The 20,094-nt window shown below is 36.5% G+C and carries 24 protein-coding genes; 10 read left to right on the forward strand and 14 right to left on the reverse strand.

All coding sequences use genetic code 11. From position 1 onward, the window contains the following. The first annotated feature begins 275 nt into the window (after positions 1-275). A complete protein-coding gene (locus JOC83_RS09690; protein WP_205186620.1) occupies positions 276-1,376 on the forward strand; it encodes a mechanosensitive ion channel domain-containing protein in 1,101 nt (366 codons plus the stop codon). Positions 1,377-1,467: 91 nt separating this feature from the next. On the opposite strand, the gene JOC83_RS09695 is transcribed toward JOC83_RS09690, so the two are convergent. The 4 genes from JOC83_RS09695 to JOC83_RS20365 all read right to left on the reverse strand — a co-directional run bounded on the left by JOC83_RS09695 (position 1,468) and on the right by JOC83_RS20365 (position 4,275). Then, entirely contained in the window at positions 1,468-1,632 is a 165-nt protein-coding gene (locus JOC83_RS09695; protein ID WP_205186621.1) for a hypothetical protein, read from the reverse strand. Between the two features lie 431 nt (positions 1,633-2,063). Next, positions 2,064-3,443, reverse strand: coding sequence for a hemolysin family protein (locus tag JOC83_RS09700; protein WP_205186623.1), 1,380 nt, complete (start codon positions 3,441-3,443; stop codon positions 2,064-2,066). A gap of 102 nt (positions 3,444-3,545) precedes the next feature. Then, positions 3,546-3,956, reverse strand: a complete 411-nt coding sequence (locus JOC83_RS09705; RefSeq protein ID WP_205186624.1) for a MerR family transcriptional regulator — start codon at positions 3,954-3,956, stop codon at positions 3,546-3,548. 85 nt (positions 3,957-4,041) lie between these two features. Then, entirely contained in the window at positions 4,042-4,275 is a 234-nt protein-coding gene (locus JOC83_RS20365; protein ID WP_472924483.1) for a YuzI family membrane protein, read from the reverse strand. A gap of 249 nt (positions 4,276-4,524) precedes the next feature. Here JOC83_RS20365 and JOC83_RS09710 point away from each other — a divergent pair, with 249 nt between their 5' ends. Further along, entirely contained in the window at positions 4,525-4,776 is a 252-nt protein-coding gene (locus JOC83_RS09710) for a hypothetical protein (RefSeq protein ID WP_205186625.1), read from the forward strand. A 35-nt stretch (positions 4,777-4,811) separates the two neighbouring features. Here the strand turns inward: JOC83_RS09710 and JOC83_RS09715 are convergent, their stop codons facing one another. Together JOC83_RS09715 and JOC83_RS09720 are read right to left on the reverse strand one after the other, a co-directional pair. Then, positions 4,812-5,573: an NAD-dependent protein deacylase gene (locus JOC83_RS09715; RefSeq protein ID WP_205186627.1), complete on the reverse strand. Its 762-nt coding sequence runs from the start codon at positions 5,571-5,573 to the stop codon at positions 4,812-4,814. Between the two features lie 86 nt (positions 5,574-5,659). After that, positions 5,660-6,079, reverse strand: a complete 420-nt coding sequence (locus tag JOC83_RS09720; RefSeq protein WP_205186629.1) for a universal stress protein — start codon at positions 6,077-6,079, stop codon at positions 5,660-5,662. Positions 6,080-6,195: 116 nt separating this feature from the next. Between JOC83_RS09720 and JOC83_RS09725 the strand changes: the two genes are divergently transcribed. Then, complete coding sequence (locus tag JOC83_RS09725; RefSeq protein ID WP_205186631.1) at positions 6,196-6,339, forward strand: hypothetical protein; 144 nt, start codon at positions 6,196-6,198, stop codon at positions 6,337-6,339. A 20-nt stretch (positions 6,340-6,359) separates the two neighbouring features. Here JOC83_RS09725 and pfkA read toward each other — a convergent pair whose 3' ends face one another. Continuing rightward, positions 6,360-7,319: a 6-phosphofructokinase gene (gene pfkA, locus JOC83_RS09730; RefSeq protein WP_205186639.1), complete on the reverse strand. Its 960-nt coding sequence runs from the start codon at positions 7,317-7,319 to the stop codon at positions 6,360-6,362. 633 nt (positions 7,320-7,952) lie between these two features. On the opposite strand from pfkA, the gene JOC83_RS09735 reads away from it, so the two are divergent. From JOC83_RS09735 to JOC83_RS09745, 3 genes are all read left to right on the forward strand, one after another. Beyond that, entirely contained in the window at positions 7,953-8,633 is a 681-nt protein-coding gene (locus JOC83_RS09735; protein WP_205186647.1) for an NlpC/P60 family protein, read from the forward strand. A 331-nt stretch (positions 8,634-8,964) separates the two neighbouring features. Further along, positions 8,965-9,846, forward strand: coding sequence for a BMQ_0737 family morphogenetic spore coat protein (locus JOC83_RS09740; RefSeq protein ID WP_205186648.1), 882 nt, complete (start codon positions 8,965-8,967; stop codon positions 9,844-9,846). 306 nt (positions 9,847-10,152) lie between these two features. Beyond that, positions 10,153-10,650 (forward strand): hypothetical protein, encoded by a 498-nt coding sequence (locus tag JOC83_RS09745; RefSeq protein WP_205186649.1) that lies wholly within the window; start codon positions 10,153-10,155, stop codon positions 10,648-10,650. 491 nt (positions 10,651-11,141) lie between these two features. Here JOC83_RS09745 and JOC83_RS09750 read toward each other — a convergent pair whose 3' ends face one another. Together JOC83_RS09750 and JOC83_RS09755 are read right to left on the reverse strand one after the other, a co-directional pair. Then, positions 11,142-11,642, reverse strand: coding sequence for a PCYCGC motif-containing (lipo)protein (locus JOC83_RS09750; RefSeq protein ID WP_205186650.1), 501 nt, complete (start codon positions 11,640-11,642; stop codon positions 11,142-11,144). Between the two features lie 38 nt (positions 11,643-11,680). Continuing rightward, complete coding sequence (locus tag JOC83_RS09755; protein ID WP_205186651.1) at positions 11,681-12,253, reverse strand: GNAT family N-acetyltransferase; 573 nt, start codon at positions 12,251-12,253, stop codon at positions 11,681-11,683. A gap of 170 nt (positions 12,254-12,423) precedes the next feature. Between JOC83_RS09755 and JOC83_RS09760 the strand changes: the two genes are divergently transcribed. Then, complete coding sequence (locus JOC83_RS09760; protein ID WP_205186653.1) at positions 12,424-13,365, forward strand: ATP-grasp domain-containing protein; 942 nt, start codon at positions 12,424-12,426, stop codon at positions 13,363-13,365. Between the two features lie 69 nt (positions 13,366-13,434). On the opposite strand, the gene JOC83_RS09765 is transcribed toward JOC83_RS09760, so the two are convergent. Continuing rightward, on the reverse strand, positions 13,435-13,833 hold the full coding sequence (locus JOC83_RS09765) for a secondary thiamine-phosphate synthase enzyme YjbQ (RefSeq protein ID WP_205186654.1): 399 nt from the start codon (positions 13,831-13,833) through the stop codon (positions 13,435-13,437). 79 nt (positions 13,834-13,912) lie between these two features. On the opposite strand from JOC83_RS09765, the gene JOC83_RS09770 reads away from it, so the two are divergent. Beyond that, the gene (locus JOC83_RS09770; protein ID WP_205186657.1) at positions 13,913-14,488 is read left to right on the forward strand and encodes an HD domain-containing protein; all 576 of its coding nucleotides are present in this window, start codon (positions 13,913-13,915) and stop codon (positions 14,486-14,488) included. Between the two features lie 44 nt (positions 14,489-14,532). On the opposite strand, the gene JOC83_RS09775 is transcribed toward JOC83_RS09770, so the two are convergent. The 4 genes from JOC83_RS09775 to JOC83_RS09790 form a co-directional block, all read right to left on the reverse strand. Further along, the gene (locus JOC83_RS09775; RefSeq protein WP_205186659.1) at positions 14,533-15,462 is read right to left on the reverse strand and encodes an SDR family NAD(P)-dependent oxidoreductase; all 930 of its coding nucleotides are present in this window, start codon (positions 15,460-15,462) and stop codon (positions 14,533-14,535) included. Positions 15,463-15,521: 59 nt separating this feature from the next. Continuing rightward, entirely contained in the window at positions 15,522-16,079 is a 558-nt protein-coding gene (locus tag JOC83_RS09780) for a TetR/AcrR family transcriptional regulator (RefSeq protein ID WP_205186661.1), read from the reverse strand. Positions 16,080-16,210: 131 nt separating this feature from the next. Further along, the gene (locus tag JOC83_RS09785) at positions 16,211-16,948 is read right to left on the reverse strand and encodes a CAP domain-containing protein (protein ID WP_205186663.1); all 738 of its coding nucleotides are present in this window, start codon (positions 16,946-16,948) and stop codon (positions 16,211-16,213) included. Between the two features lie 167 nt (positions 16,949-17,115). Next, on the reverse strand, positions 17,116-17,457 hold the full coding sequence (locus JOC83_RS09790) for a hypothetical protein (protein ID WP_205186665.1): 342 nt from the start codon (positions 17,455-17,457) through the stop codon (positions 17,116-17,118). 269 nt (positions 17,458-17,726) lie between these two features. Here JOC83_RS09790 and JOC83_RS09795 point away from each other — a divergent pair, with 269 nt between their 5' ends. Then, positions 17,727-18,329, forward strand: coding sequence for a DUF3885 domain-containing protein (locus JOC83_RS09795; protein ID WP_205186668.1), 603 nt, complete (start codon positions 17,727-17,729; stop codon positions 18,327-18,329). A gap of 350 nt (positions 18,330-18,679) precedes the next feature. Next, positions 18,680-19,975 (forward strand): MFS transporter, encoded by a 1,296-nt coding sequence (locus tag JOC83_RS09800; protein ID WP_205186670.1) that lies wholly within the window; start codon positions 18,680-18,682, stop codon positions 19,973-19,975. Positions 19,976-20,094: the final 119 nt, after the last annotated feature.

Consider the following 20,094-nt stretch of genomic DNA (forward strand, 5'->3'; position numbering starts at 1 on the left):
ATCAAATTTATCGTTTTTATAGATTCCACAACATACTTTACCTTCTATCATGCTGAACTTACACAATACCTCGGTCATCGTAACCGTAAAATGGTTCATTCTTCTCTTCTCCCAACTCCCTCCTTTTTTCCATATGTTATACTAGTAGATACACAGTTTGAAAATCTATCAAAAAGAGCTCTTTCTCCCTAGTCAAATGTTCTAGAATAAATGTCGACTTTGTGCTATCTTATTATCATGTTTAATTGAGATAGCTTTTAGGAGGTTCTTAGTTCGTGTTTGATTTACTATTAACCGTAGATCAGTGGAAAAATACTGGAATTGCCATTGGGATTTTTGTTATTTTCCTAGGTTTACGAAAATTATTTACTACCTATCTATTTAAATTTATTATCGGGTTTGTCAAAAACAAAAAAATTGATATCGTAACCAATATTTTAGAAGCATTTGAAAAGCCACTTCGTTGGGTTTTCGTGATTATTGGGATTCAACTTGCTCTGCCTTACTTACCTTTTGAACTTTTATCACTAGAAGTTGAACGACAAATCGTTCGTTCATCATTTGTTGCGTTAGCTGCTTGGGGATTCTATAACATGGCTGATTCAACATCATTGTTTTTCTCTACTTTTTCAAAGAACTTTGATTTTCAAGTCGATCGCATTATCATTCCATTTGTTGAAAAAATTATTCGGACAATTGTTATTGTTTTATCCGTTTCCATCATTGCTGAAGAGTGGGGGTTCAACGTCAATGGATTTGTTGCCGGTTTAGGACTTGGAGGATTAGCCTTTGCCTTAGCCGCTCGTGAAACCCTTGCGAACCTATTTGGTGGTGTTGTCATTATCACCGAGAAGCCCTTTACTATCGGCGATTGGATTAAAACACCAAGCGTTGAGGGTGTTGTTGAAGACATTACATTCCGAAGCACGAAAATTCGTACATTTGCTCAAGCACTTGTTACTGTTCCAAATTCAACGCTATCAAATGAACCGATCATTAACTGGGCAAAAATGGGCAAACGTCAAATTGCCTTTCATCTAGGTGTCACATACGATACACCAAAAGCAAAGCTTGAAAAGGTTGTCAAAGAAATAAAGGAAATGCTAATTGATCATCCAGATATTCATAATGAGGTTATTTTTGTAAACTTTGATCGTTTTAATGACTCTAGCTTAGACTTGTATTTATACTTCTTCACAAATACAACAGTGTTTGGTGATTATTTAAACGTCAAGGAAGATATCAATTTCCGCATCATGGGTATTTTAGAAAAAGAACAGGTTGAAATTGCCTTCCCAACGCGTACACTTGTTATTCAAAAAGACGGACAACCCGTTAAAGAACAAGAAGAATTTTTTGAACGCGCACGAGGATAAAGGAAATTAAGTCATAACCGTGCTAAAAAGAATGGCGGGCTGAATTAGATGGGTGTGTGTTGCCTTATTTGATTCAGCCCCTTTCTTATGCTTACTGCTTTTCTCCACATACTGGACAATAAAAAGAAAGGCCTTGTTGGTGCTTTTTCAACATGATGACGGTTTCACTTTTACAATCTCTACATAACACTAATCCATAATTATAAACTTGATTCGTTGGTGCTTGTGACTTTATCTGTTCTGTACTTTGATTCATCTCTCACACCGACTCCTATCTAGTCAGATTGTACTAGTTAAATCATACATTAATCAGAAAATTTTGTATATAAATTTTTTAAAAGAACTTAAGCGAATAGTCTGCTCTTTTTACACACAATCTTTTCATAAAAAATAGCCAACCACTAGACTCATTTAGGTCAAGTGATTGACTAGTTTCTTAAAAAAGATATGTTTATCTTCTTTTTCTTTACTTTGAGCACTTCAACATAAAGTGGTGTAGCTTGACGAAAACGAAAAGAACTTCTCATTAAACTGAGAGGTCGGTCAGTAAAGCTAAGTAAAGGTGGTTTGGTTTACATGCAACAACCCTTGCCCGTCTATCCGTTGAAATAACCGGATGTTGTCGGCAAGGGCTGTTACGAGATGAGAGAAAAGGGTGCTTACTCGTCTCTTTTTCGCTCATCGTTTTTACAACGTTGCATTATTTAATGAAATGGCTTGGTTTTTGGCTACGGGTTGAACCGCTGTGCCTTGTTGAACGGCTTCTTCTTGCACCTGTTCTTTTGTCACTTCTAAATATTGAATTTGATGGCCAACCATTTCTGCTACTTTGAACGTGTATTCACCATACGTTAATCGTTGACCTTGTTTGATGTCATATTTTTCGGTCAGCACCCAACCTCCAATTGTATCAACATCTGTGTCATCCATATCAACATCTAGCAAATCGTTCACTTCGCCAACAAGGACTTTCCCATCAAGAATGTAGTGATTTTCACTTACTTCCTGGATAAGTGGACGCTCATCTGCGTCAAACTCATCTCGAATTTCACCTACAATTTCTTCTAGAATATCTTCAGCCGTCACAAGTCCTGATGTTCCACCATACTCATCAATTAAAATAGCCATATGAATACGTTCCTTTTGCATTTTTAAGAGTAAGTCGTGGATTGGAATGGATTCAATCACTTGAATAACAGGTCGAATGTATTGTGAAAGCTTTAAGTGACTCTTATTTTCGTTAAACACCATTTCTGTTAAAATTTCTTTAATGTTTACCATACCTACAATGTGATCTTTATCACCATCGACAATTGGATAACGCGTGAAACGCTCTTCTTTAACGACTTCGAGAATGTATTCAAGCGTGTCTTCTTTATCAAAGGACACAATTTCAGTTCTCGGAGCCATAATTTCTTTTGCTACGCGATCATCAAAGTCAAAGATTTTACTTACATATTTAAACTCAGATTGATTAATTTCACCGCTTTTATAACTCTCTGATAAGAGAATACGCAATTCTTCTTCACTATGTGCTAGCTCATGCTCAGATGCTGGCTTTAATCCGAACAGCCCTGTTAACAAACGTGCTGAACCATTTAATACCCAAATAAATGGGAACATGATACGGTAAAACCAAATAAGCGGCTGAGCAAATAGTAATGTGACAGTTTCAGCTTTTTGAATCGCTAGCGTTTTTGGTGCTAATTCTCCAACAACAACGTGTAAGAATGTAACAGACGCAAACGCAATTCCAAATGACAGAACGGTTGTAACAGACTGACTAAGCCCTAACTCTACAAAAAGTGGATGAAGTAACTTTTCAATTGTCGGCTCTCCTAACCACCCTAAACCAAGTGCTGTTATTGTAATACCAAGCTGACAAGCTGATAAATATTCATCTAAGTGAGTCGTTACTTTTTTAGCAGCCTTCGCTCTGGCACTACCTTCTGCAAGAAGCTGATCAATACGAGAACTACGTATTTTTACAATCGCAAATTCCGACGCAACGAAAAAAGCGGTTAACGCAATCAAGATCGCGAGTAAAAGTAAGTTAAATATGTCCAAGAAACGTTCCTTATCTCGCTATACGCGAGTAAGGAAGTCACCTCCTAAAGTTTTAAATTAGACGCTATCGCACAATTGCATTACTTGCGCTAAACGGAGGGATTAAACGAACAACAGCCTCAGTGACTGTAAAAGTGTGTCAGACTGAAGTGAAAGTTTTCTTGTAACCTGTTGTTTCTCCTCATCGTCTAACTTATGAATAATGGGCATTATGCTCGATAGTTCTTTGTTTACTTGTTCTAATTGATTTGTTAATAATGCTGCTTGACTTAACACAACTTCTTTTTCTACTTCTTTATTTCGCTTACACTCTAATTTTCTCTTAATCTCTTCAAGCGGAATGTGTAAGCTTTTACACGATTCGATAAATGTTAGTTCAGCTAAAGACTCTTCCGTATAGTAGCGATAATTAGATGGAGAGCGTTTTGCTTTCAACAATCCTAAGTTCGTATAGTAATCAATTGTCCGCTTAGATACATTCGCTAACGACGCTAGCTCACCAATCTTATACACTGCCCCATCGTATCACCCCAATCTTCCTTAATATTCTTATTTTAAAGTGTTTAAACCATACAGTCAAACGTTTTAGTTTGACGAATTACACCTTTCCTCGACGTTTTGTTCTTCTTGGAAAGTAGAAACTACATACGATCATAACGAATCCAATGATAAATAAGTACAGTGGAAGCTTTAATGCAAACACCTCAACATAATAATCTGTGCTTCGACCATGTATAGGAAGTAAATTCAGCTCAAACATAAGTGCTAGCGCCGCCATTGTTTTTAGCAAAATACCACAGATAAAAAAGCATGTTCGTAAGGCAAACCCCACACTGAGCCAGTCCTTTCCACGTTATGATAAATAACTTGATTACATTTAAAAATATGTCATATCGTTCTTTTATATGTTTCAATCTGTATATTTCTAGACTCTTTTCACTCTTTCAATTAAAGCTAAATCACAAATTGACAAAAGAATGGAAGGTGAGGTAAAATTGTTCACATTCCTTTCATGAGAAAGAAAATAAAAGTATGCTATAATCATACGATAGAGCAAGTAGATGAGGGGGCAAGACAAAAAATGAATATGCTTTTTAAAGGATTAAACCTACTAAAATACTTATTTTTAATAGGAGCACTTGTTTTTGCTGGGTTTACGATTATGAATACAGACTCTAGATCATATATACAGTATTTACCATATATTCAACTGATGTTAAGTTTATTTTTACTCGTTGAAGCCGTAACGACATTCAAAGAAAACAAGTTTAATTCCGCGTTCTTTTTAGTGATTTCATTATTTTGCTTAGGCATGTATATGGAAGTATCCTAACTGTCATTTATACAAACAAAAAGCGTCCGATAGGTTCATCGGACGCTTTTTGTTTGTATTTTCGATACAACCTCTCCTATGGAGTCGTAGATTCGCAAATCAAATAACGAGTCATACCTTGTTTCATCTCGATTAATCATGACCATAGGTACTTTTCGATTTTGATAAACAATGACGGGAATTTGGTTAACTGGTGTCACCTCTAATGACGATCCAAGTACAATAAACAAATCACAGTTCAACGCTGCTTCTACCGCTTCTTCAAACTGATAGATAGAGTCACCAAACAATACAACATTCGGCTTTAAAATAAGAGCACAGAGCCTTCCATTCTCTAAGATGTGACTACACCTTGGAATGTCCTTCTCATTTAAGTACGCTAAATCATAGATCGTTTTACATTTCGGGCAATGCCCCTTTTTGATGCTCCCATGAATTTCATATACATGTACATTTCCTGCATCCTGGTGAAGTCCATCAATATTTTGAGTAATGACACGAATGTCCTTTCCTCCGCTTTGAAGCGCGGCAATAAATTGATGACCTCTGTTAGGCTTATACTCATGCAACATTTTTATATGAAAGATTTCTTTAAAAAGAGGCCAAAATTCTTTTGGACGACGCTCAAAAAATGAGCGAGATACAACGTCTACAAAGGTGAGATTTTGACGGTATAAGCCGTTTTGAGATCGAAAGTCAGGAATTCCTGATTCTGTACTAATGCCAGCTCCTGTAAACACACATATCGATTTTGCGCTGTCTATTAACGATTGAAGCCTTTCAATCATTGGGTCCATCCTCATTTCTCCTTTTTCTTCAATCCACATAGATGGTTGACGTAGAAACAATGTATCTCAACAGCTCTCCTATTTTGAACGATTGTTTATTTGACGATTAATACCGGTACTTTTACACGTTGCGCAACTTTATGACTGACACTTCCTAACAACATCTCTTTCACAGGATTCAATCCACGACTACCAACAACGACTACATCAAATTTGTTATGATTTGCAAAATCAATAATGGTCTTTGCTGCATCACCGTGAATAAATGTCATTTCATATTCTATATCAGACTTTTCTAATACACCTTGTGTTGTTTTCATCCGCTCTTCTCGAAGCAAATCACGATCTAATGAGTTAAAATTATGAATGATATCATTTTTCGTTGTATCGACATCTACTGCGTAAATAACTTGAATAAAACTGTTTTCAGTTAAACTAGCAAGCTCTACCGCTTTTTCTGTCGCTCGAGTTGCATGTTCCGATCCGTCAGAAGCTAATAAAATACGCTTAAACATCTATCTCACTCCTTTTCTATCTGTAGTGTACCATAATTTTCTTTCTATTTCGTTTTGTTCATACCTTTTGTGTTACAATGAAAAGAAACCGTTTACAAAAATGAGGTGTATGTAACTTGACCGGATTTGAAATCATCTGTCCGTGCTGTAAAGGATTAGGAAAAGTAGAAATTATTTCTGGCGTACGCTACACGAAAACATGTAAATGCTGCTTAGGCTCAGGTCTACAACAAAAGAAAGAAGAAAATCCCCCATTTTAAGAGGGATTAACTTCCTTAAATTAAATAGAAAGCTCTTTTGATAATTTATACATATCAAGGTTGATATGGTGTGGCTCTTTTAAAATATCCATAATGTCGTAATCCACAATGTTATTTTGACGAATTCCAACCGCACGTCCACCTTTACCTTGTAGTAAAAGCTGAACGGCATGTCCACCAAAACGACTTCCTAACACGCGGTCCATGGCAGTTGGTGAACCCCCACGTTGAATATGTCCAAGTACCGTAACACGTGTATCAATGTTCGCTGCTTCTTTTAATTGCTTTGCCACTTCTTCTCCGCTTGCTACACCTTCAGCTACAACGATGACACTATGTTTTTTACCGCGATCTAATCCGCTCTTTAAGCGTTCAATCATTTCGCTGAATTCTTCTTTTGCTTCTGGGATTAAAATGGTTTCTGCTCCACCAGCAAGACCCGACCACAGTGCGATATCCCCTGCATCACGTCCCATTACTTCAATAATAAACGTGCGCTCGTGAGAGGTTGCTGTATCACGAATTTTATCAATCGCATCAATAACCGTGTGTAACGCAGTATCAAATCCTAATGTAAAATCTGTTCCTGGAATATCATTATCGATTGTCCCTGGAATCCCAATACATGGAAAACCTAATTCTGTTAACTTTACAGCTCCCATATAAGATCCGTCTCCACCAATTACGACAAGGCCTTCAATACCATGCTTTCTTAAGTTTTCAATTCCTTTTTGACGTCCTTCTTCTGTTTTGAATTCAGGGCATCTTGCAGAATAAAGCATTGTACCACCGCGTTGAATAATATCACCAACGTCTCCTACTTCAAGCTTTTTAATGTTTCCAGCAATTAATCCTTGATATCCTTGGTACACACCATATACTTCTAAGCCATGATAAATGGCACTACGCACAACTGAGCGTACAGCCGCATTCATTCCTGGCGAATCTCCACCACTTGTTAAAACACCTATTCTTTTCATTAACAATCACCTCATAAAATAAAAAATCACCTATCTATTATAAGTTTACATTTTACACGACTTCAAACCCTTTGTGTAACAATTCACATATTTTTTGCGTTTTTTTGCTTTGATCAACTTTTTTACATATACAAACCCTTTATTTTTACAGTTTATGTAATCATGATCCCTTTTCTGTTTATCAAAAATTTAAGTGCTAAAAGAGTGAGTAATCCTTCAAAACACACCTATTTTAAAGATTTTTGATCTATCCAACAAAGAGATTGATGATAAACGTCTTGCTCTTTTTTAAAAATGTCAGTTAGTCATCACGTCCTATCATTTCCTATTTTATTTTAACTCATGCACTTATCGATTTCAGAAAGTACAAACTTTCCATAATTAACCTTTTTTATTACATTTGTGTTACAAAAGTTACTTAAAAACAAGAATATTCTTAACAATTCGGACAATTCTTTTTCTTCCCCACTAACTCCAAAAGCCTTTAAATATCAACAAATATCGCCTTTTTCCCCTTTTTCTTTTCTATTTAAACGTCCTTTTTACATTTGTAAAAGAACTGTAACTTAAAATAATGTCGAATGATGGTATGATAAATGTACTAAAAGGAATCGTTTTCAGGAGGTACACATCGTGAAAAAGTTCATAGCGGCTATTACGGTAGCTGGGGTTTTATTATCAAGCAGTCCAATGATGGGCCAAGCGGCTCTTGGAGATAGAGTATTAAAGCAAGGTATGCAACATAGTGATGTAACACAGTTAAAACAGGCATTAAAAGCATCTGGCCATTTAAAAAAGCCTGTTTCAAACTATTTTAACTACGATACAAAAGTAGCCGTGATGGCATTTCAAAAATCAAAAGGCTTAAAAGCAGACGGTATTGTTGGAAAACAAACGATTGCTAAGTTACCTATACATAAATCAAGCAACGTAAAAGGAGTATCATCTTTCAATGTAAATGCCCTTGTTGCAGAGGCTAAAAAGCATGCAAGTGTACCATATAAATGGGGAGGCACAACACCTAGAGGGTTCGATTGCAGCGGCTTCCTTGGTTATGTTTTTGAACAAAGCGCTGGGGTTCAACTTCCTCGAACAGTAGATGCAATCTATCAAAAGGGACAAAAAGTAGCAAAACCTGCCGTTGGTGATCTTGTGTTCTTTGAAACATATAAAAAAGGTGCGTCTCATGCTGGAATTTACTTAGGTAACAACCAGTTCATCCATAGCTCTTCATCTAAAGGTGTCTCGATAGCTTCTTTAAACAGCAGCTATTGGAAGACTCGCTACATCGGAGCAAAGAAAGTTACGCATTAAGCTAAAAAGACCTTGTATGCAAGGTCTTTTTTTAGTTTGACGAGACATTCTCTAGGTTTCGTCAAACTGAACCATGACTGAAATGAACAACAGGACGTCCGTTATCCTCACAGAAATGAAAAAAAGTTTAAAAAACCGATTCATCCCCCACCTACTCACTGTGTTCCTTGAGGTGGGGGTCTTCTCGGTAAAAATGATAAAAAAAGGCTGTTAAAAGTAGCTCAACAGCCTGTAAAAAGGACATCCCTAGCCTATATCTTCTCATTTAAATCACTCTCTCTTACTTTGTACATACAATATAACAGTTCGTTTGTCGGAAGGAGCAAAGATTGTGAATTTCTTAGGTGATTCCTCACTAACTGGTCAAATCGTGGATACACAAACAACCCTACCTATTCGAGGAGCAGCTATTGTCATTCAATCGCTTGAAGAGGAAAAAGTGATTGCTCAAACAATAACGGATGATAATGGAGAATATCTTCTCTTAAACTTGCCGTCTGAAAACGTAAAGGTTGAAATTACGGCTTTACACTATCACCCCGAATCCAAGGTTATTTTACTCTCAAATGAACGTACCATCTTGAACTGTGACTTAACCCCTTTATTTCTTGACCCTTGCCGCAATGGTGAGAAGCTAGATATCAACTGCTATTTAACGGAAGCAGATGGTACAAGAAAAAAAACCATTACATTTACTGAAATTGGTCCTCGCTCAACTGTTCAAAAAACCCTTACTAACGGACAAATACTCAACATGCAAAAAATAACCGCTCTCATAAAAGGCTTCGTTGTTGTAGAAGTTGAGACATCAAAAGGTACTTGCAAAAGCACTCCTATTTTCTTTCAGCGATTTGAGCAATTCATCTTATATGCGCCTGAAGGAACTGGCATCGACTTTACAATTGATGCATTTGATTGTGAAGCAGACATCATATGCGAAGAAAATGAACAAGGGATTCCAACCTTTCAAGAGCTAACTGTCTCTATTACATTAGGTCAGCATATTACCTCGTACACACCATCCATTATAGAAATGAAAGGAACACTCATCCAGCCACGTAGTCATTATCCTTCTCCTACTTTACCTTATGCTAGTGTACAAAAAACTGAGGCACTATGTATTAATATAAAAAAGGTTTATGATTGGACTGTTAGACAGCGTTATTTTTCTCTTACCCTCAATCGAGATTCCGTTTCGTTCTATGGTGAATAAATCGAAAACTCTACCACACATCTCTAGTTCATCTAGAAAAGCATAGGTAGAGTTTTTTAGGTCTATATTCACACCTTATATTAAGTTTAGATAGTATAGTTTCAACATTAGTAAGATTATAACAACATTATTAGTAGGAATATTCAGATATATTTGTTAAGAGATTGTAAAAAGAAATGTGCATTTTGTTCCTTCATGTCGAGAAAAATCATCTTTATAATAGAGATTAGCTACATTTCAAGTAGCCACTAAACTAGGTAAAAGGAGGAGTTTGTTCATGTCGAGGATTGATTGCGAGGAATATGTATGTTGACTGTAGATTCCTACTTAAAGAGACCATCGTCATTTATTGAAGATTCGATTGAAGCAGCTAGTAATCCTTATCAATACTTCATTCACTTACATGATCAACGTGTAAAACGAATGCTCAATCAATTTGACCACCAACTTTTAGAAGGGGCGATTGTTCTTAAATATGGAGACGAAACATTAATTGGTTTTCAACAATACAACCTCGTTGATGAGTTATGGACGTATATACTAAACCTCATTGCTCATTTTCAACATGACAAGCAGGTAGAAACATACTTCCGAGATCAGTCACTTTTAATTGGCCTTGAACAAATCTCAGAAAAAAAGATACGCTTTCAATTGAATAATCAATCGTGGACATTACCCAAAAAAGATCTTATACAAGTACTGCTAACAGAATGCGAACATTTCTTTAGCACCATGGGAGACTATTATCAAACGACTAAGTATACAAATCAACTAGAGAAACTACAATCTATGAAGCTGTCGTAAGTGCAAAAAGCTAGCCTATCCATGATGAACGCAAGAAAAGCAATGGTTGCATCTACCATTACTTCTATAGAGAACTTTCCAAATGACTACCCTAACCTCTTCGAACTCTCTTAACTATCTCTATAGCGGCTGACATGAATCCTATAAGAAGGATGGCAGCCGCTATAGGTTTAAAAAATTTGACATGACAGTTCTACCGTTACATAACCTTTTAAATGAATGGATAAATTACCGGCACGTTCCATAATACTCATTAATAATATCTAAGATTGTTGGGTATTCATCGATCCATTCAAAATCTGTTTTTTCATTTACTTCTTCTTTTTTCTCTACAACAGTTTGCTCCACTTTTATCCTCTCCTTTTGCTTTTTATTAACCATCTGTTATATAACATTTATATTTATTTACTTTTTGTTTTATAACATAATAATTAAAAAAAAGACAATCATATTCAATCCAGTTTAGACTCGATTGAAATGACTGCCTCTTTTTACACTTCAGGTGTTGGTGTTGGCTTTGCATATCCTTCTTTATACTGCTCATCTATATCATTTCGTATCTCTTTCATAACCTTTCCATCTTTGAAGTCTAAGATGGATTGAGCCGCAATATCAAGACACACTTGACACTTTGTTCCATGATCATCCCAAACAATTGCACCATTTTCTTTCGTTTCATGAACGAAACAATCATAGTTGCTACGATGACCAATCGCTTCATCTGCACATCCACAATAGCACGGGATGTTTTCTAAAACTTCTTTATGCTTTGCTGCTGCTACATACAATGCTTTCATATCATCATTATGTTGTTGTAAAAATGAAGGCATTTCATCCATACTTGCTGTTTCTTCACGAATATCACCATGTGCCTCATGCTGTTTATGTTGTTCACCTGTAGACTCATGACCTTCATGGTTATTTTCCTCGTTTGAACAAGCTCCTAGCATCAGACTACCTATTGCAAAAACTGCGACTAACCATCTCTTCATTATTCGTAACCTCTCTTTATCGTATGTTTATCATTAGTTTACGAATAATTTGAATTTGCTTCAATATTGTTCACCAATTTGCCTTGAAATGTTTCATTTTGATGCTTATAAAACATCCATCGTGAAACGGTTAATTTCATCGTAATCATCGTAACAGAATAGGGATACACACTCTTTTCACTTATCTTCACTTGTGTAAATCCTTTTGCTTTATAAAATTGTCTTCCAGCTTCGTTTTCTGTCATGATCGTAACAAGTAGGCTATCTATACATCCTAGCCGCTTCATCCCTTCATCAATCAACCTAGACCCTAAGCCTTTTCGCCAGTGAGTTGGGTATAAATAAATGGCTTCAAGCTTTCCTTGCTTTTTGACACTACCTCCCATTGTAAACGTTGCAAATCCAACTGCTTCTCCATCAACTTCGGCAATAAGCGTAGTGGATTTTTGCATACGACGCAATATATGTTTTTTCTCATAATGTTTTGCTAAAAACGCCTGCTGGAGTTTCACAGGGACCATGCTACTATATGTATAATACCAACCTGCATAAGCAATATTGCGCACTACGTCAAAATCATGGATTGTCATGTCTCGAATCGTTACATTCACCCTAACAATCCCCCTTCCAGTTTTGTGACGTTTAACTAATTGATATTCCACAAGATTGAAAAAATCCCTTGTTAAATCACAAACTTTTTGAACATTTCCTTTTCTTCATGATAAAATAAATGTGTGAAAAAAACTAATTTTAAGAGAATGAAAGAATTTGGGGGATTGTCATGTCAGCTACTATTCACATCATCCACGAAAACGACGAGTGGACAAAACCTTTACGACAAGCATTAGATGCATTAAACGTACCGTATGAGGATTGGCATCTTCATGAAGGTACACTTGATTTATCTAAAGAGCCTCCAAAAGGTATTTTTTATAACCGTATGAGCGCTTCCTCTCATACACGTGACCATCGCTTTGCACCAGAATATACGGCTGCTGTTCTATCGTGGCTTGAAGCACACGATCGTATCGTCTTTAATAACAGCCGGGCATTAGCCCTTGAAGTAAGTAAAGTGGCTCAATACACAGCACTACAAGCTCATGGTATTCAAACACCTAAAACAATGGCTGTAGTAGGAAAAGCACAACTTTTAGAAGCTGCTTCTCACTTTGACGGAGCGTTTATTACAAAACACAATCGTGCTGGAAAAGGACTCGGTGTCCAGCTTTTCCAACATCCAGATGCATTAAAATCTTATCTTACTAGTGATGATTTTGAAGAGCCAATTGATGGCATTACGTTATTGCAGCAATATATCCAATCACCAAACGCAAAAATTACACGCTGTGAATTTATTGGTGGAAAGTTCTTTTATGCGGTAGATGTAGATACATCAGATGGCTTTGAACTTTGTCCTGCTGATGCTTGTCAAATTGGCGATACATTCTGTCCAACGACTGCAACACCTAAGCCAAAGTTCGTTATTCGCGAATCATTTGATCACCCCATTATTGAAAAATACGAACGTTTCTTACAGGCTAATGGCATAACATTTGCTGGTATTGAATTTATTCAAGATGCACAAGGAACGATTTACACGTATGATGTTAATACAAATACAAACTATAACAAAGATGCTGAACAAGTAGCCGGCCTTTACGGAATGACAGCGATTGCAAATCATTTAGCGAATGCGTTACACTCCTTAACACAAAAAGCATAAACAGATAAAAGCCGGATGGATGTCAAATTGAGCTTTCTGCCTTTTTTTGACATCATCCGACTTTCCTTGTTACTCACTAACCTTTACATAAAGTGTACGCTCTCTTGGACCATCAAACTCGCAAAAATAAATACCTTGCCATGTTCCAAGCAATAGGTGGCCATCTGTCACAATAACATGTTGAGAAGCACCAACCGTGCTTACTTTCATATGTGCTGCTGTGTTTCCTTCCATATGACGATCTAACTCATGATGCCACGGGTACACCTCATCAAAACGGCGAATCATGTCACGTTTGACATCTGGATCTGCATTTTCATTGATGGTAATGCCCGCAGTCGTATGTGGACAATAAACGATAACCGTCCCTTCTTTTACGCCCAGTTCACCCACCACCTGTTGAACCATATTGGTGACTTCAATCATTTCATCTCGAGAAGATGTACGAATAATATATTTCTTCAGCATGTGTCTCCCCCCTACTATGTATACTATAATGATTTTATCATATGAAACGAATAGGATCTAAAAGAGAGGAACGATAAACGTGAATTATGAACGAATCAATCAAGCTGTTCAATTTGCTACAATGGCACACGAAGGACAAAAAAGAAAAGTAACCAGCCTAAGCTACATTACCCATCCGTATACCGCTGCTTTATACGTCATTGATGCACTACAAGATTTATCCCTCGATGAACAAGTCAAAGAAAATATCGTCATTGCTACATTACTTCATGACGTAGCTGAAGATACAAAGTATGATTTAGAAGCAATTAAAGACGCGTTTGGAAGCGAAGTCGCTACTCTTGTGACACAATCATCTGAACCGGATAAAGAAAAATCGTGGAAAGAACGAAAACAACATACTATTAATCAGTTAACAAATGCATCTTTTGAAGTGAAATGCATCGTTTGTGCAGATAAAACGCATAACTTACTTTCTATTTTACAGGACTATGAACAAAACAGAGAAGAGGTATGGAAAAAGTTTAACGCTCCAAAGACAGAACAACAATGGTACTACTCATCAATTTCAGAAGCACTTATGACGAATGTTTCACATCCACCAACGCTTTTTACAACTTATAAACAGCTGGTTATGAAACTATTTCACACATAATAAAATAGCAATCGTCAAACTTAGAACGACGATTGCTCCTTTGTTCATCGACTCATATGCAAGATTGTCGCTTTTAATCCATCCTGATACGGAGTTTGTGGCAACGGACCAATTAACTGCTCTGTTCTCTTACCACTTAGGACTGTAGGCTGCTCGTTTAAATAAAACATCTCAACAAACTCACGCATCCCACCATCAAATAATCCAAGAAAGCGAATCATCGTTTTCGTCACGGTTGAAACAGACTTCTGATAGCCTGTGTTCTCTTTTACAATTGACACGATTTCTTCACCTGTAATAACACCGCTACCTGGAATATTCCAATGATGACCGTATGCTTCTTCTTTTAACGACAGCTCAACCATGGCTTTTGCTCCATCGGGAGTATAAATGTATTCACGTGGCACTTCTTGATTGCCAATAAACATCGCTTTTTTGTTTTGAAGAACACCCTGGAGAAAGTAATGAATTTGTGTATTTTCGGCGTTAGGACCATAAAAGTCAGGAAAATGAGCAAGAAACATCGTTACATCTGAGCTTTTTGCCATCTGCTCAAGATCCAAGCGAATTTTCCCTTTTTTCGTTGGTGGATTTTTAGGATAGTCTTCATTAATTGATGTACCATTGCTTTTTTCATATGCATAAATGTTATCAACAATGGCAAGCTTTTTATGATGTTGCTTAGCGACGTCTAAAATGGCACGCATGATCATTGGTTGCTTTTCAGACCATTCTTGATAAGGTACGTTGATGGCGTGAAAAATAATATCAACAGAAGCCACAGCTTCACTTAGTTGTTCACGATTACATACATCTCCCTCAAAAATCGTCACGAGCGCTTTTGATTCATACAGACGCTGCATTTTATCTTTGTTACGCGCAAATGCAATAACTTCAATTTCTCGACTGAGCAATTCACAAACTAATGCATACCCCATTCCTCCTGATGCCCCTAACACTAACGCCTTTTTCATCATTATCCCTCCCATTAATTAACCATTGTTCAATTAAAATCAAAAAATGACAAACGTGATTATAGTAACCGATTCACATGCAGCATAGCTAACTCTTTCACATCTTCAAACTGTTGATTTGTACGGCAATAATGAGTAACAAAGCCATGCAGCGATAAAAAGATGGACCAAATTTCTTGTAAATTTATTTTTTCCTCACTTAACTCATAGACCGTTTGTGCAAACTTCTCATAGCTTTTATTTGGGGCATCACATAGTAATTCTCTTATCTCTTCGTCCTTTGTCAAAAACATTAATTCATAATGCTGTTGATGCGTAAGACCGAAGCGAATAAATCTTATTAATACTTCTTTTATTTTTTCTTCTTGAGTCATCTCTAGCTTCATAACTTTATCGATCTCTTGATCAAGCAATGTGAAATCTTTAGCCACAATGGCGTAAAATAACTCTGCTTTGTTTTTAAAATGATAATAAATGGCGCCATGACTATACGTAAGCTCTTTTGCTATTTGTCGCATCGACACATGTTGATAGCCTTCTTTTACAAACAACTTTCGCGCTACATCCATAATCATGTCTCTTGTTAACTCTTTCTCTACTGACTTCCTTGGTGACATGATGTGCTCCTTCTTTTTTATTAACCACTGTTTAATTTATTTTATGAGAAATTTTTCCAACTGTCAACAACGTTGACCATACAAAAAATGAGCATGACTGCAATCTAGTCGTGCTCATTCGCTTAAATCAATTATTTACCGATAAACATTTGTGTCCAGTATGTTGTACCATTGCTAGCTTTTACATACCCTACACCAATATGTGTGAAATTATTACTTAAAATGTTTGCACGATGGCCTGAACTATTCATCCATCCGTTCATTACTTCTTCTGGTGTGCGTTGACCTTTTGCAATGTTTTCACCTGCAGCTTTATATGAGATGCCAAACTGCTTCATCATATCAAACGGTGAACCGTACGTTGGAGATTGATGATCAAAGTATCCTTTGTTCATCATGTCTCTTGACTTCTCTCTTGCTACATCGCTTAACTTTGTATCTAATTGTAAGGGTGCTAAGCCTGCCTTTTGTCTCTCTTGGTTTACAAGCTCTACTACCTTTTTCTCGTATTCACTTACACTACTAGCTGCCGCTTGAGTGTTTTTCGTAGTATTTGTAGCTGGCTTTTGTGCTGGTGCAGGCTGCGCAGCTGACTCTTTTTGTGTTTGTGCAGTTGTCTGTGCCTGTGCCTGTGGCTTCGCTGGCTCTGCTGCTGGCTTGGCCGATGGTTGAATAACTGGCTTAACTTGAAGGTTGTATTTCTTGATTAAGTTTTCAAGATAAGCTTGGTCAAATTGACAGTTGTAGGCATGCACAACTTTTTTATAAGTAGTTGGTTGTTGCTCGTTTGATGAAGCGCTTGCATTCGCTCCTCCAAACATCGTTGTTGCTAATACAGCACCTGCTGCGATAACTGATAATTTCTTCATTATCTTTCCTCCTACTGATTATTGTGACTCCCTCTTTTATCATGCTTCATATCTCACAATCTCTCAATCTGAAAAAAATACCAACATATAAAAAAATCGTCAAAAACCTTATAGAATGAAAGGTTTTTGACGATTCTAGCAATTTATTGTATACGGTGTAATTTTTACTATTTTTTGTTTTCTTTCATAATTGTGTAGTTTTCGGTGAACATATAACTAGTATATGTAAGCTCAGCCTCTTCTTTTTTAAAGATAAAGGAGTCTCCAATTTGTTGATGAAATGCCCAACCTTCTTTTTCTTTTTGATCAATAAAAGTTAGATAGTCATTCGCAGTTACTATGTACTTTTTCGGCTTTTTATCGATTTGGGCTACGTGATGGCCATTTGCTAGCTTAACTAAACCAATGACAACTGGAATAGGGTTTCCTTCTTGAAACACGAGCTTCCCAAATAAGCTAAAAAACAGTACTCCTACTACTAAGAACGCTACTAGCACCTGTTTTCTCACAAGCTCCCCATCCCCCATCATTTTATTTTTATTAAATAGTGGCTTCCATCTCCATATGTATCAATTCGCTCTTACTTCTCGACAATCCTTCCAACAACCTTCTAAAAAAGATTGATAAAAATAACTTCTTTTATCTATTCCTTATAAAAATATGACAAGACTGTTACCTTTCTATTAAAACATGTATCATCATTACATTTTCATCCAAACACATGATAAAATGAAGTCAACTTGTAAGAACGTACACTTTAATAGATAGGATGATGGTTATGGACAAAACAAATTTACGCACATACATCCGCAAAATTTTTCCGAATATTCAATTAAAACATCCGTTATTCTACCACGCACCTGCTGGCATTCGTTTTGAACTAGGCAATCAAAAGAAAGTATGGGAAAAGGAATATATGAAGAATGTCTATGAACGTGCTTATGCCATCTTCAGTTCGCTTCACGATAAAAATGATGATCTTCTATTATGTTTTAAGGGAAAACATAACACTCACAAACGTGATGAAGAACCAAAAATAAAAAAATACATTAAAACAAAGTTTTCAAAACAAGAAATTCACCTGGTGTCTGAGAGCGAACGCAATGAATTTTTTATTTACTGTAAAACAGACGACTTAAAGCATAAATTGCTTATTCAATCAATTGCAAACCGTGATTTACACATTCAGCCTTCCCTTGAAGAAGAATGCTATATTATTAACATGAATAAACATACTGTTTTTCATCTTTATGATGATCGTGGGCTTGATGTTGTGTCAAATAATCCTCTTGCCCTGAAACGATTGCAACAGCAATTTCACCATTGGATTGTCGACATTGATGAGCAGCAACTATATGAGCAAAAACGTGTCTCTCGTTAATCGTTGAACGCACATTCTTCTTTATTTAAGAAAAAAATAGATAAACAGGGAGTTGACAATGGGGCAACTCCTTTTTTAAATTCAAGTAGAACACTCAAAAAGCAGAATGTCATATGGTTGGCATTCTGCTTTTTATGACTCAAGATAATAAGACTTAGCTTCGTGTATGCATCACTTAAAGTATATATAAAGGCGATATAAACCATTAGCTTTCAATAGTAGTACGATATTTTCTTTTCTAACAATTTCAGCATTCGTAATTTCATGCTTCATTCATCCACACATTATAGAATATAATAAGTTAATAGAATCTACATACTTTTCATTCTATTAACTTTAACATTACGATGATGGTGGGTGAAACGTTGAATCGAAATCGTATACATTACAGTTGGATTATTCTGCTGATTACTTTCTTCTCAATTATTGTAGCTGGTATTGTTAGGTCTTCATCCGGTGTATTCATAGACCCTTTTGAAAATGAATTTGGGTGGGATCGCTCCGTTATTTCATTAGCTTTCGCTATTGGGCTATTTTTATATGGAATATCAGGTCCTTTTATGGCTGCCTTAATCGAAGTATTAGGTGTAAAAAAAGTGATGGTCCTATCAATGGCTACACTATTAATAGGGACTTTACTTACCTTTATCATGCAAGAGTCGTGGCAGCTTATTATTATTTGGGGAATCATTATTGGTTTGGGATCTGGTGTGTTTTTAACCGTGTTAAGTCCGTATGTTGCGAATAGATGGTTTGAGAAAAAACGAGGACTTGCGCTAGGAATATTAACAGCAAGTACAGCAACTGGTCAGTTACTATTGCTTCCCATATTAGCAATTATTATCAATCAATCGTCTTGGCGTTGGGCAATTGTCTTAATTACGACACTGAGTGCCATGATGCTTGTCATCATTTTATTGTTCATGAAAAACTCTCCTCATGATATAGGGATTCTTTCATATGGCCTTGATACAGAAAAACAAGATCCATTAAAGGAACAGAAAAAAAACCCGATTGCTCTTGCCTTTAACGGTTTGTTTGAGGCAGTAAAAGTAAAAGAGTTTTGGTTGTTAGCAGGTAGCTTCTTTATTTGCGGGCTTTCGACAAGCGGATTAATTGGGACTCATTTCATTTCTTATTGCATTAGCTATGGGATACCTTTAGTTGCAGCCGCATCGCTTCTTTCATTTATGGGTGTTTTCGATTTGATAGGAACCACTCTTTCAGGATGGTTATCAGACCTTTTTGATAATAGGTGGTTATTATTTTGGTACTATGGTTTAAGAGGAGCATCGCTTATTTTACTTCCCTTTGCGTTAGCTGACGGTTCTTACGCTTTACTTCTTGTTTTTTCAGTGTTTTATGGACTTGATTGGATTGCGACGGTCCCACCAACGATTGGCATATCAAGACAAATCTTTGGAATAGAAAAAAGCGGGATTGTATATGGATGGATTTTTGCTTCACATCAGCTTGGTGCAGCCGTAGCAGCTTATGGTGGAGGAATCATTTATAAAGTATTCAACTCTTATACTTGGGCATTTTTTCTAGCAGGGATTTTTTGTTTACTAGCAAGCTTATTTGTCATTGTGATCAAAAAACAAGCACCACAAGAAAGAATGCTTAAGACTACGTTAAAAGCTTAATTAACAAGATTTTGGGACATCAGTGAGTAAAACGAAGAAAAGAAGATTTTGCGGACTAAGTCAAACAGGGGTGCTCTTTGCTCCCCTTTTGCCTCAGTCCCTTGTTATTTATCAAGGCT

This window comes from Priestia iocasae, from assembly GCF_016909075.1.
Classification (GTDB): domain Bacteria; phylum Bacillota; class Bacilli; order Bacillales; family Bacillaceae_H; genus Priestia; species Priestia iocasae.

Bases quoted from the DNA above. Each gene is read 5' to 3' on its own strand.
- JOC83_RS09785 (WP_205186663.1), bottom strand. From the start codon at position 16,948: ATGAAGAAATTATCAGTTATCGCAGCAGGTGCTGTATTAGCAACAACG.
- JOC83_RS09760 (WP_205186653.1), top strand. From the start codon at position 12,424: ATGTCAGCTACTATTCACATCATCCACGAAAACGACGAGTGGACAAAA.
- JOC83_RS09745 (WP_205186649.1), top strand. From the start codon at position 10,153: ATGTTGACTGTAGATTCCTACTTAAAGAGACCATCGTCATTTATTGAA.
- JOC83_RS09715 (WP_205186627.1), bottom strand. From the start codon at position 5,573: ATGGACCCAATGATTGAAAGGCTTCAATCGTTAATAGACAGCGCAAAA.
- JOC83_RS09795 (WP_205186668.1), top strand. From the start codon at position 17,727: ATGGACAAAACAAATTTACGCACATACATCCGCAAAATTTTTCCGAAT.
- JOC83_RS09750 (WP_205186650.1), bottom strand. From the start codon at position 11,642: ATGAAGAGATGGTTAGTCGCAGTTTTTGCAATAGGTAGTCTGATGCTA.
- JOC83_RS09765 (WP_205186654.1), bottom strand. From the start codon at position 13,833: ATGCTGAAGAAATATATTATTCGTACATCTTCTCGAGATGAAATGATT.
- JOC83_RS09800 (WP_205186670.1), top strand. From the start codon at position 18,680: ATGGTGGGTGAAACGTTGAATCGAAATCGTATACATTACAGTTGGATT.
- JOC83_RS09710 (WP_205186625.1), top strand. From the start codon at position 4,525: ATGAATATGCTTTTTAAAGGATTAAACCTACTAAAATACTTATTTTTA.
- JOC83_RS09775 (WP_205186659.1), bottom strand. From the start codon at position 15,462: ATGAAAAAGGCGTTAGTGTTAGGGGCATCAGGAGGAATGGGGTATGCA.
- pfkA (WP_205186639.1), bottom strand. From the start codon at position 7,319: ATGAAAAGAATAGGTGTTTTAACAAGTGGTGGAGATTCGCCAGGAATG.
- JOC83_RS09780 (WP_205186661.1), bottom strand. From the start codon at position 16,079: ATGTCACCAAGGAAGTCAGTAGAGAAAGAGTTAACAAGAGACATGATT.
- JOC83_RS09695 (WP_205186621.1), bottom strand. From the start codon at position 1,632: ATGAATCAAAGTACAGAACAGATAAAGTCACAAGCACCAACGAATCAA.
- JOC83_RS09720 (WP_205186629.1), bottom strand. From the start codon at position 6,079: ATGTTTAAGCGTATTTTATTAGCTTCTGACGGATCGGAACATGCAACT.